Source organism: Duganella sp. GW821-FHT07F09, from assembly GCF_059418705.1.
Genome location: NZ_JBWKQJ010000026.1, coordinates 26,205 through 37,297, shown reverse-complemented (window position 1 = coordinate 37,297; position 11,093 = coordinate 26,205). Strand labels below are relative to the sequence as shown.

General features: G+C 66.8%; 9 protein-coding genes. 3 read left to right on the top strand and 6 right to left on the bottom strand.

The window, feature by feature from the left end; translation table 11 throughout:
- Window positions 1–63: 63 nt before the first annotated feature.
- Window positions 64–225 carry a hypothetical protein gene (locus AC07P1_RS33035; protein WP_494699826.1) on the bottom strand — a complete coding sequence of 54 codons (162 nt, stop codon included), beginning with the start codon at window positions 223–225 and terminating at the stop codon, window positions 64–66.
- A gap of 13 nt (window positions 226–238) precedes the next feature.
- Entirely contained in the window at window positions 239–1,426 is a 1,188-nt protein-coding gene (locus AC07P1_RS33030) for a matrixin family metalloprotease (protein ID WP_494699825.1), read from the bottom strand.
- Window positions 1,427–1,710: 284 nt separating this feature from the next.
- Between AC07P1_RS33030 and AC07P1_RS33025 the strand changes: the two genes are divergently transcribed.
- From AC07P1_RS33025 to AC07P1_RS33015, 3 genes are all read left to right on the top strand, one after another.
- A complete protein-coding gene (locus AC07P1_RS33025; protein ID WP_494699824.1) occupies window positions 1,711–3,237 on the top strand; it encodes a CitMHS family transporter in 1,527 nt (508 codons plus the stop codon).
- A gap of 76 nt (window positions 3,238–3,313) precedes the next feature.
- Window positions 3,314–3,994: a DUF6901 family protein gene (locus AC07P1_RS33020; RefSeq protein WP_494699823.1), complete on the top strand. Its 681-nt coding sequence runs from the start codon at window positions 3,314–3,316 to the stop codon at window positions 3,992–3,994.
- Between the two features lie 140 nt (window positions 3,995–4,134).
- Entirely contained in the window at window positions 4,135–4,635 is a 501-nt protein-coding gene (locus tag AC07P1_RS33015) for a hypothetical protein (RefSeq protein WP_494699822.1), read from the top strand.
- Between the two features lie 22 nt (window positions 4,636–4,657).
- Here the strand turns inward: AC07P1_RS33015 and AC07P1_RS33010 are convergent, their stop codons facing one another.
- The 4 genes from AC07P1_RS33010 to AC07P1_RS32995 are packed head-to-tail and all read right to left on the bottom strand — an operon-like array spanning window position 4,658 to window position 11,067.
- Entirely contained in the window at window positions 4,658–5,374 is a 717-nt protein-coding gene (locus tag AC07P1_RS33010) for an MgtC/SapB family protein (protein ID WP_494699821.1), read from the bottom strand.
- A gap of 2 nt (window positions 5,375–5,376) precedes the next feature.
- A complete protein-coding gene (locus tag AC07P1_RS33005; protein ID WP_494699820.1) occupies window positions 5,377–6,819 on the bottom strand; it encodes an efflux transporter outer membrane subunit in 1,443 nt (480 codons plus the stop codon).
- Complete coding sequence (locus tag AC07P1_RS33000) at window positions 6,816–9,935, bottom strand: efflux RND transporter permease subunit (RefSeq protein ID WP_494699819.1); 3,120 nt, start codon at window positions 9,933–9,935, stop codon at window positions 6,816–6,818. The genes AC07P1_RS33005 and AC07P1_RS33000 overlap by 4 nt, the downstream gene beginning before the upstream one ends.
- The gene (locus tag AC07P1_RS32995; protein WP_494699818.1) at window positions 9,928–11,067 is read right to left on the bottom strand and encodes an efflux RND transporter periplasmic adaptor subunit; all 1,140 of its coding nucleotides are present in this window, start codon (window positions 11,065–11,067) and stop codon (window positions 9,928–9,930) included. Before AC07P1_RS32995 ends, AC07P1_RS33000 begins: the two co-directional genes overlap by 8 nt.
- Between the last annotated feature and the right edge of the window lie 26 nt (window positions 11,068–11,093).

The following is an 11,093-nucleotide window of genomic DNA, read 5'->3' as shown; positions in this document are numbered from 1 at the left end:
TTATGGCGTGATCCACAACGGCAAGCCCTTCGACTCCAATTACTTGGTGAAAGGGCTTGCTATTCAAGACGGTATCTCGTATCTGGCCGGATCGCCCAGCTCGACGATCGCGGCGCGCAACTCCTCGTCCGAGCACGTCACGGGCTGCTCGTTGCCGAACACGTAGTGGGAGTGCAGCCGGACGATCTTGTCCGTTGCCGCCTCAACGATTGCATAGTGTGTCATGGGTGATACCTCCTTAGTCGAGCGCGAGCACGCAGCCCACGCCATATGCCTCAAGGTCGGATGAATGGAAAGTGCTCAACCGAAACTGCACCGTCCGCCCCACGCCGATGAACGCGCCCGGGAACAGGTTGCTCGGGGCGCCGTTCGTGCCCAGGTGGTCGCCGCCGAAACCGACATTGCCGACCAGTTCGCCATCGACGCGGAACACGTCGAGCGCGCAGGCGTTGTCGCGGTCGTAGTCGGTCAGCGAATCGACGAACGTGGCCTGGCCGAACGCCAGGAAGCGGCGGCGCCGGCCGAAGTCGACCAGCGCCGAACCGGTGCCGCCGGCGAACGCCCACAGGTTGACCACGCTCGCGCGCGCGCCGGCGCCGGCCCGGAACGGGTAGATGCTCAGGATGCCGCGGATGTCCTCCTCCGCCAGCGTGTGCTGGCCGTTCTGGACGAACGGGTACATGACCGCGTTGTCTTCCCTCGAATGCCCGAGCCCCAGGGCATGGCCGATCTCGTGGATGGCGACGTTCCACAGGTCCTGGCCCCCGGCCGAGCCGAACCGCCAGTCGCGCCAGTTCTCGGCCTCGTCGAAGTGGACCAGCCCGGTCCTCGGGTAGAAGCCGTGCGCGACGATGCTGCCGGGGCCGTCGAACGGCGAGCCGTCCCCGTGGTCGCCGGATTCGAAACCGAGGCGGATGTCGGCCTCCTCGGCGTTGGCGACGCGCGTGAAGCTGAGCGGACTGACGCCGGCCCAGACCTGGAACGCCGCGTCGATGCACTCGACCTCGGTGGCCAGGTCCGGCGAGCCGTTGTAGACCTGGTAGCGCAGGTCGTAGCTTTCCCACGGCCCGCTGTTGAAGCGGAAGGTGAACGGGTCCTGTTCCTCGTCGCCCGAGTTGCCCAGCGCGTCCGACAGCGCCTTCAGATCGACGCCTTCCGGAATGTCGCGCACGCCGCAACGGGGCTGGCGCAACAGCTTCAGGGTCCGGACATCGATGTTGCCGGTTACCGGCAGGTGAAAGTAGGCCTGGAAAATGCGCACGGCGCGCTTCATGTCGGCATCGTAGAGGTCGGTTCGATTGCCGGCCGGGTGATAGCCAAGCCGCGTCAACAGCTGCTTGAAATGTGCTACGGCGTCACCGCGCGCGCCTTCGCGGTGGACGATCTTGGCGAGTTGCTGCGCTCGCTCGGCGGGATATTTGCTCATGTTCCACCCTCTCCTTTGTCTGCAACCCATCGCTCGCAAAGGGGATTCTGTTCCCTATCCGCGTCCCCGCGTTGAGAAGTATCAAACCCGGTTTTGTCCAAGCCGGTTGTGAAATTTCCGGGGAGCCACTTATTTCCGAGCGGCCGCCACTGCACGATTGCGGCACTGAAAGTGAATTGAAAGCTTGGGGCACTTATAGTATTCGCAGAACTTATGCGGCTTATGCATAAAAACTATAACGCCGGCAAGCCATCACGCCGGTGGATGATACTGAGGAGAATTAAATGTTGACCCTACTCGCCTACTCGATGGTCGTAGTCTTTATGTTTTTGATCATGACCAAGCGCCTGCCGGCGATGGTCGCGCTGATCCTGGTGCCGATCGGCTTCGGCCTGATCGGCGGTTTCGGCGGTGAACTGGGCCCGATGATGCTCGCGGGCATCAAACAGCTGGCCCCGACCGGCGTCATGTTGATGTTCGCCATCCTGTACTTCGGCGTCATGATCGACGCCGGCCTGTTCGATCCGGTGGTACGGCTCATCCTGAAACTGGTCAAGGGCGACCCGATGAAGATCGTGGTCGGCACCGCCGTGCTGACGATGATCGTCTCGCTCGACGGCGACGGCGCCACCACCTACATGATCACGGTGTCGGCCATGCTGCCGCTGTACCAGCGGCTGGGCATCAGCCGCCTGGTCATGGCCTGCGTGATCATGCTGGCCGGCGGCGTGTTCAACATCCTGCCCTGGGGCGGCCCGACCGCCCGCGCCGCCAGCGCGCTGGGCGTGGAGGTCAGCGACATCTTCGTGCCGATGATTCCGGCCATGATCGCCGGTGTTTGCTGGGTGTTGTTCGTCGCCTACGTCCTGGGCCGCAAAGAGCGCAACCGTCTCGGCGTGGTGGAGCTGCTGCCGGCCAAGGCCACCAAGGCCGTCGCCGCCGAAGTCGACGCCGTCGGTGTGCAGCCGGTCTACACCGGCGTCGCCCAGCTGCAGCAGGTGAACGCCGCCATGGGCATGGACGGCGCGATGGGCGGCTCCGGCCAGATCGGCATCGCCGGCCGCGCGCGCCACGTCGCCGCCGACCAGGGCGCCGCCTTCAGCAAGGTGGTCCACCTGCACGGCGCGCCGGGCAACGGCGCCGACGGCTCCGACGACGACATCAACCTGACCGATCCGCAAACCGCGCGTCCAAAACTGATCTGGATTAACCTCGGGCTGACCCTGCTGCTGATGGGGATGCTCATCAAGGGCGTGCTGCCGCTGCCGGTGCTGTTCATGATCGCCTTCGCGATCGCCATCATGATCAACTATCCAAAGCTGGACGATCAAAAGGAACGCCTGACGGCCCACGCCGCCAACGTGCTGCCGGTGGTGTCGCTGATCTTCGCCGCCGGCATCTTCGTCGGCATCCTGCAAGGCACCAAGATGGTCGACGCCATCGCCGCCAGCGTGATCACCGCGATTCCGACCTGGATGGGACCGTACCTGGCCATCGTCACCGGCATCCTTAGCATCCCGTTCACCTTCTTCATCTCCAACGACGCGTTCTACTTCGGCGTGGTGCCTATCCTGGCCAAGGCGGCCGCCGTGTATGGCATCACCGGCGCAGAGATCGGCCGCGCCTCGATCATCGGCCAGCCGGTCCACCTGCTCAGCCCGCTGGTGGCGTCGACCTACCTGCTGGTGGGGATGGCCAAGATCGAGTTCGGCGACCACCAGCGCTACACCTTGCTGTGGGCCATTTCCGCCTCGCTGGTGATGCTGGCCGCCGCGCTGGTGTGCGGTGTGATTCCTTTCATGGGACGTTGAGCACGCTTTAATGCCCTCCGGGCGGGTTGTCGTGGCAGAATGCAACCATGCCCCGATGTGACGCCCAGGAGTGGCCATGCAGAATGTGCTTTATCACTTTCGCTTTCCCGACGGCGCCACCGCCAGCTGCGCGGTGTCCGCCGACGGCGAAGCGGAGACCGCCGACCTCCCCGCCTGGACCGCGCTGGAATTCGAGCAGTGCCCCAACTGTCCGCTGGACCCCGCCACCACGCCACGCTGTCCGATGGCGGTGCGCTTCATCCCCCTGATCGCCATGATAGGCAAGCTGCGCTCCTACGAGCAGGTCGAGGTGCGGGTGCAGACGCCGGAACGCAAGGTTGGCAAGGTGACCACGGTGCAGCGCGGCGTCGGCGCGCTGATGGGCTTGTTGGCGGCCGGCAGCGCCTGCCCGCACGCGGCCTTCCTGCGGCCCATGGCGCATTTCCATCTACCGTTCGCGTCCGAAGAGGAAACCATTTACCGGGCCGCCTCGACCTATTTGCTGGGGCAGTATTTTCTCGCCCGGCAAGGCGGCACGCCGGACTGGGAACTTGACGGCCTGAAGCGGCGCTACCTGGCGCTGCAAACCGTCAACAGCGCCATGGCCAAGCGGCTGCGGCACGCGGTCCACGACGACGGCGCCATCAACGCGCTCATCGTGCTCGACCTGCTGGCCAAGGCGCTGCCCTACTCCATCGACGAACAACTGGACGACATCAAAGGCGTCTTCCTGGCCGCCAGCACGCCTCCGGGCTAGGCTTACAGACGCGTAGGGAGTGCCCTACAACGTTGCGTGGCGCCCGCTAAACACGCAAGAAAATGCATGGTTAGCTTGAAAAACTGATTTCCCAGCGGTACATTTTAAAGACAAAAATGATACCTATAAGGAGACTAGTTATGCATACACGTCGTGCTTTCCTCACCGCCGTGGCGGGCCTGGCCGCATCGCTGCCGGCCCCGTCCCTGTTCGCTCAAGCGCTCGGCAAACCACTCGTCGCCTACGACGACGGACTGGCGAACGGCTGGCAGAACTGGAGCTGGGCCAAGGTCGAACTGGCCAAGCCCATCGGCGGCGCCAAGCCGATCAAGGTCGAAGGCGACCCGTGGACGGCACTGGCGCTGCACCATGACGCCTTTTCGACCGCCGGCTACAGCAAGCTCACTTTCAGCATCAATGGCGGCGTGAGCGGCGGCCAGGAGTTGTCGATCAAAGCCACGGTCGACGGCAAGGCCGTCGAATCGGCGGTCGCGATCCAGCCCAAGGCCAAGACCTGGACCCAGGTCGAGATAACGCTCAAGGAACTCGGCGTCGAAGGCAAGACGATAGACGGCATCAGCTGGCAAGGGCAGGCCAATCCGTACAGCGCCTACTACATCACCAGGATACAGTTCGAGTAAACCACAGATATCCGGCGGGCGCTCAATCGGTGGTGCTCGGACTCCAGAACGCCTGCCGGACAAACGACAGGGCCTGCAACTGGGCCACCAGGCCATCGAGCTCGTCGCCGTCGACCGAAGTACTGGTCAACGTCGCCTCGAGCTCCACCTCGTCCTGGCCGAAGGCGTGGACGTTAAGGTCGCGCATCGGATAGTTGCCGCGCTCAAGCACTTCCTCGAGCTGCGCCATCACCTTCTTCTGATGTTCGCGCTCGGCGATCACATACAGCGTGTTGGTCACCTCGACCGACTCGACGTCGATAGGCTTGCGGTTGATGCTGTTGACGATGGGACGCAGCAAGGTGTTGGCCGCCAGTACGAACATCGTCGCCAGCATCGATTCGATGATCAGATCGGCGCCGGCCGCCGCGCCCACGCAGGCCGAGCCCCACAAGGTGGCGGCGGTGTTGAGGCCGCGCACATTGCCCTCCTCGCGCATGATGGCGCCGGCGCCCAGGAAGCCCACGCCGGACACCACGTAGGCGATCACGTGCACGGCGCCGTCATGGCCTTGCAGGCGGTTGGCCATGTCGACGAACATCGCCGAGCCGACGGCCACCAGCACATTGGTCCGCAGGCCGGCGGTGCGCTGGCGGTACTGCCGCTCGAGTCCGATCAAACCGCCCAGGATGAAGGCGGCGAGCAGGCTGACCAGCGTGTCGAGCGCCGAATCCAGATTGATATTATTGAGCATTTGCATGGTTATCCTCCCAGGGCCTGGAACAGGGCGACGGTGTCGGTGTAGCGGGCGGCGCGCGCCGGTATCAAGGCGATCGCCGCCTGCTGATAGGCCTGCTGCGCCTGCAGCACGGCCGGATAGGCGATCGCGCCCAGTTGCCACTGCCGCCGGGCGATGGTCAGGCTTTTGCGCGCGGCCTGCTCGGTCGCGGACGCGGCCTGCAGGGTTTTGGCGTCGGCCTCGATCGCGTGCAGCGCCCCGGCGACGTTCTGGAACGCCACCAGCACCACGGAACGGTACTGGGCCGCACTCTGCTCGTACATCGCCTCGGCGGCGCGTTGCTGGTGCATCAGCGTGCCGCCCCGGAACACCGGCTGCAGCAGATCTGCGCCGATGCTCCAGAAGCCGCCGCCGGCCTTGAACAGCGTGCCGGCGTCCAGCGCCGTGCCGCCCAGGGTCGCCGTCAACGCGATATTCGGCAGCCGCGCCGCCTGCGCGATGCCGATCTGCGCGCTGGCCGCGTGCAGCTGGGCTTCGGCGGCGCGGATGTCGGGGCGCCGCTCCACCAGCCGGGCCGGCAGGCTGAGCGGCAAGGTGTCCGTCAGCGCCAGGCTGTCGAAGGCCACGCGTTGGGCGACGCCCTCGCCGGGCAGGCGCCCGGCCAGCACGGCCAGCAGGTCGCCCTGCTGGGCCAGCTGCTTTTCCAGCGGCGGCAGGCCACCTTCCATCTGGGCCAGCAGCGCCTCCTGCGCCGCGACGTCGGCCGCGCCCAGCTGGCCGGCGCGCCGCTGCTTGCGCACGGCGTCCAGCTGCGCGCGCGCCATGTCGACCAGCTCGCGCGTGGCGTCGAGCTGGGCCCGCAGCGCCGCCTCGCCGATGACCGCCGCCACCAGGTTGGCGATCAGCGTCGACCGGGCGGCCTCGCGCTGGAAGCGCGCCACGTCGGTCTGGGCGTCCGCCGCCTCGACCTGGCGCCGCACGCCGCCGAAGACGTCCGGCGCGTAGCCGACGCTCAACTGCGCCGTGTGCAGCGTGTACAGGTTGGCGCCCGACGCGGTCGGGCTGGACAAGGGATCGGCGATCCGCTGGCGCGTCGGCGTCAGGTGCAGGTCGACGCCGGGGAAGTAGGCGCCACGCTGGGCGGCGGCGCTCTCGCCAGCCGCGCGCAGGGCCGCCTCCGCCGCCTCCAGGTCTGGATTGGCGGCCAGCGCGGCGTCGACCAACTGGTTCAAATCGTCCGAGCCGAACGCGGTCCACCAGCGCGCCGGGACCTCCTGCCCTTCGGCGAAGCGCTGCGCCGCGCCACCGGCCACCGGGGTGGCGGCGGTTTCCGGCGCCAGCGGCTGGGCGGTGTAGCGCTGCGCCGCCGGCGCGGCCGGCCGTACAAAATCGGGGCCGGCCGCGCAGCCGGAAACAAGGGCCGCCGACAACATGGCGGCCACTTTTACCGTGAGAATCTTCGTCATGCGCCTTCTCCTTTGACCGCTTGCACGGTCGCATCGCCATCCCGGCGCCGGCGCCGGGAGACGTATTCTTCGATCAGGTAGTACAGGGCCGGCAGCAGGACCAGGGTCAACACCGTCGCCGTAACCAGGCCGCCGACGACCACCGTCGCCAGTGGACGCTGCACGTCGCTGCCCAAACCATGGGCCAGCGCCGCCGGCACCAGGCCCAGCGCCGCCACCGTGGCGGTGGTCAGCACCGGCCGCACGCGTTCGCGCGCGCCGTTGATGACGGCGGACCGCAGATCGTGCGGCAGCAGTTCGCGCCAGCGGTTCAGGTTCGACAGCATCACCACCGCGTTCAGCACCGAGACGCCGAACAAGGCGATGAACCCGACCGCCGACGACACGTTCAGGGTCATGCCGCGCAGCTGCAGCGCCACCAGCCCGCCCAGCAACGACAACGGCACCGCCAGCAAGATCAATCCCGGCTGGCGCAGATTGCCGAACGCCGAGAACAGCATCACGAACATCAGCGCCAGCACCGCCGGCACGATCACCGCCAGACGCGCCTGGGCACGCTGCTGGTTCTCGAACTGGCCGCCCCAGGTGATCTGGTAGCGCGCGTGGTCGTAGGGCACCTCGCGCTCGATCCGGCCCCGGGCCTCCGCCAGGAACGACGACAGGTCGCGGCCGCGCAGATTGGTGCGGACGGTCAGGTGGCGCCGGTTCATCTCGCGCGTGATGGTGGTCTCGCCTTCGGCCAGGCCGATATGGGCCACTTGCGACAGCGCCACCTGCGCGCCGTTGGCGGCGGTCAGCGCCAGGTCGCCGATGGCCTGCGGATCGTTGCGCGTGGCACCGCTGAAGCGGGCCGCGACATCGTAGCTGCGGTCGTCCACGTAGACTTGCGTCACCGGGCTGCCGCCGATGCCCGTCTGGATCAACGCCATGATGTCGGCCACGTTGATGCCCAGCCGCGCGGCGGCAGCGCGGTCGACGTCGATGCGCACCTGCGGCAGCGGCGGTTCCTGGTCGATGATCACGTCCTGGGCGCCCGGCACGCCGCGCAGCAAATGTTCGACGGCGGCCGCCAGCTTGCGCGTCTCGCGGAAATCCTCGCCATACACCTTGACCACCAGATCGCTGTGGGCGCCGGCCAGCTTGTCGAGCACACCGTCGATCATCGGCTGGGAGAAGCCCACCTCGATGCGCGGCAGTTCGCGGAAGCGCGCCGCCAGTTTGTCGACCAGGTCCTGCTTGACCATCCCGGACGGCCATTCGCTGTAGGGATGCAGGGTCACCGCGCATTCGATGTGCGACGGCGTGAACGGATCGGTGCCCTCGTCGTTGCGGCCCAGCTGCGTGACCACGTGGGCCACCTGCGGCTCCTTCAGCGTGGCTTCGCGCAGCGCGTCGGCCATCCGCGTGGCCTTGTCCAGCGAGATCCCCGGCGGCAGCGTCACCTGCAGCCAGATCGAGCCCTCGTCCAGGGTCGGCAGGAAGTCGCGGCCGATGGAACCGCCCAGGACGATGACACCCGCCAAGGTGGCCAAAGCCACCGCCAGCACCAGGCGCGTCTTGCCAACCAGGCGGCGCAGCAGCGCTTCGTAGCGCGGCAACAGCCAACCCAGCACCGGGTTGTGGAAGATCTTGCGGGGCTTGCGGAAAGCCTGGTAGGCCATGCCGGGTATCAGCATGACCGTCATCAGCAAGGCGCCCAGCAGCGCGAAGCCCACCGCGAACGCCATCGGCGAGAACAGCTTGTACTCGATGCGCTGGAAAGCGAACAGCGGCAGGTAGGCGACCATGATCACCAGCATGCCGAAGCAGGTCGGCTTCATCACCTGCAGGGCCGCGCCGGTCGCGTCCTCCTCGCTCATGATGCCCTCGGAGTGTTCCTCGCGGCGGCGCAGCACCGCCTCCAGCACGAAAATGGCGCCATCGACGATGATGCCGAAGTCGATCGCGCCCAGCGACAGCAGATTGGCCGGGATCTTAAAGTGGTGCATCAGGACGAAGGCGATCATCAGCGACACCGGAATGGCCGCGGCCGCGATCAGCGCCGCCCGCACGCTGCCCAGGAACAGCGCGAGCACCAGCGTCACCAGCACCACGCCTTCGATCAAGGTCTTGCCGACCGTGTGCACGGTGGCCTCGACCAAGGTGCTGCGGTCCATGTACGGCACCAGCTTGACGTCCTTGGGCAGCAGATGGTCGTTCAACTCGCGCACCGCCTCATGCACGCCGGCGATCACCCGCGACGGGTTCTCGTTCTTCAGCAGCAGCACAATGCCGGACACGGTGTCCGGCACGTGGTCCTTGCCCAGCACCCCGTGCCGTTCCTGGTTGCCCAGGGTGACATCGCCCAGGTCCTTGACCAGCACCGGCACGCCGTTCTTCTGCGCGACGACGATGTTACCCAGGTCGTCCAGGCTGTGGATCAAGCCCACCCCGCGCACTACCAGGCCCTGCTCCCCGCGTGTCATCACGCTGCCGCCGGCGTTGGCGTTGTTGGCAGCGATGGCCTGCGTGATCTGCGTCAGCGACAGATGGTACTTGGACAACTTGAGCGGGTCGAACTCCAGCAGGAACTGCGTGCTCAGGCCGCCGAAGTTGGTGACATCGACCACGCCGGCCGCCTGCTTCAGGCGCGGGATCACCTTCCAGCGCTGCAGCTCGGACAGTTCGCGCAGGTCGCGCGTCTTCGACTCCAGCGTGTAGCGGTAGATTTCACCGATCGGCGACGTCAGCGCGTCGAGCCCCGGCTGCGCGCCGTAAGGCAGGCTGACGGCGGCGATGCGTTCCTGCAGGCGCTGGCGCGACCAGTAGTCTTCCGCGCCGTCCTCGAACACCACGGTGATCAGCGACAGGCCGAAGGTCGACTTCGAGCGCATCACGTGCATGCCGGGCGTGCCCATGATCTCGCGTTCGAGCGGAATGGTGATCTGCTGTTCAACCTCCTCGGCGGCCAGGCCGTTGACCTGGGTGACCACCTGCGAGGTGGTGTCGGCGATGTCCGGATAGGCTTCCAGCGGCAATTGGGTCCAGCAGTAGCCGCCGTACAGCGTCGCCAGCAGGAAGATCAGCGCGACGATGCCGCGTCGGTTGAAGCACAGGGCAACGAGACGGTCAATCATTGAGCAGCACTCCATCCTTGACGACGATGCGCTCGCCCGCCTTCAGGCCGCCCAGCACTTCGATCTGTTGGCCGATCTGGACGCCCAGCTTGATTTCACGGGGAATGAAGCGCCACGGCCCCGTCTCGACGAAAGCGCGGCTGGAAAAGCCGCCCTGGATCACCGCCGCCATCGGCACCAGGATGCCCTGGTGCGGCTGCGACGACAGCGTGGCCTCGGCGAACATGCCGGGTTTGAGGCGGCCATCGCGATTCTCGAACGGCAGGCGCACCTTGACCGTGCGGGTATCGGCATCCAGCAGGTCGCCGACGTAGCGCACCTGGCCGGCGAGCGGCGCAGCATAGGCGTCCAGCTTGACGCTGGCCTGCTGGCCCGCATACAACCGCGCCAGATCCTTCTCCTGCGCGTTGGCGCTGACGAAGACCCGGGACAGGTCGGCCACCGTCATCAACGGCGCGGTGGCGTCGTTCCAGTACGCGCCTTCGGCGGCGGCCAGTTCCACCACACGACCGGCGATGGGCGAACGCACCGCCAGCCTGCCATCCGCGTTGGCGCCGGCACGGGCGCCGGTCTGGCGCAGGCGCGCGTCGGCACGCGCCGCCTCGCTGGACGCCTGCGCGAAATCGCTCTGCGCCTGCTCCAGGTCGCGGCGCACGGCGAGGTCCGATTTATCGAGTTCACGCTGGCGCTCCAGGCCATGCGTGGCCAGGGTCAGCGCGGCGCGCGCTTTGTCCGCGTCGGCGGTCGCCTGGGCGAAATCGGGCGAGTCCATGACGAACAGCACGTCGCCGGCCTTGACCTGGTCTCCCAGCTGTTTGTTGAGGCGCACGATGCGCCCCGCCAGCGGCGGCAGCACCTTGACCAGGCGGGCCGGATCGGCTTCCACCACGGCGGGCAGCGTGAACGGCACCGCCACGGTCTGTTCGACAACGGCGGCGACGGCCAGCGATCGCCTAAGCGGCGATTTTTCCGGTATCAGCAGCGCATCCCCCTGGTGCACGAGGACGGGCGTGGCGGTTTCCGGCGGCGCTTCCCTGGCGTGCAGGCCAAGCAGGCCCCAGCCCGTCAGCCCGCACACGGCCATGGCCAGCAGGCCAGGCAGGATCGCTTTGTACAGTGATGTTTTTTTCATGGTGTTCTCCCTTTGGCCGCGTTAAA

Bases quoted from the DNA above. Each gene is read 5' to 3' on its own strand.
- AC07P1_RS33015 (WP_494699822.1), top strand. From the start codon at position 4,135: ATGCATACACGTCGTGCTTTCCTCACCGCCGTGGCGGGCCTGGCCGCA.
- AC07P1_RS33035 (WP_494699826.1), bottom strand. From the start codon at position 225: ATGACACACTATGCAATCGTTGAGGCGGCAACGGACAAGATCGTCCGG.
- AC07P1_RS33020 (WP_494699823.1), top strand. From the start codon at position 3,314: ATGCAGAATGTGCTTTATCACTTTCGCTTTCCCGACGGCGCCACCGCC.
- AC07P1_RS32995 (WP_494699818.1), bottom strand. From the start codon at position 11,067: ATGAAAAAAACATCACTGTACAAAGCGATCCTGCCTGGCCTGCTGGCC.
- AC07P1_RS33005 (WP_494699820.1), bottom strand. From the start codon at position 6,819: ATGACGAAGATTCTCACGGTAAAAGTGGCCGCCATGTTGTCGGCGGCC.
- AC07P1_RS33010 (WP_494699821.1), bottom strand. From the start codon at position 5,374: ATGCAAATGCTCAATAATATCAATCTGGATTCGGCGCTCGACACGCTG.
- AC07P1_RS33000 (WP_494699819.1), bottom strand. From the start codon at position 9,935: ATGATTGACCGTCTCGTTGCCCTGTGCTTCAACCGACGCGGCATCGTC.
- AC07P1_RS33025 (WP_494699824.1), top strand. From the start codon at position 1,711: ATGTTGACCCTACTCGCCTACTCGATGGTCGTAGTCTTTATGTTTTTG.
- AC07P1_RS33030 (WP_494699825.1), bottom strand. From the start codon at position 1,426: ATGAGCAAATATCCCGCCGAGCGAGCGCAGCAACTCGCCAAGATCGTC.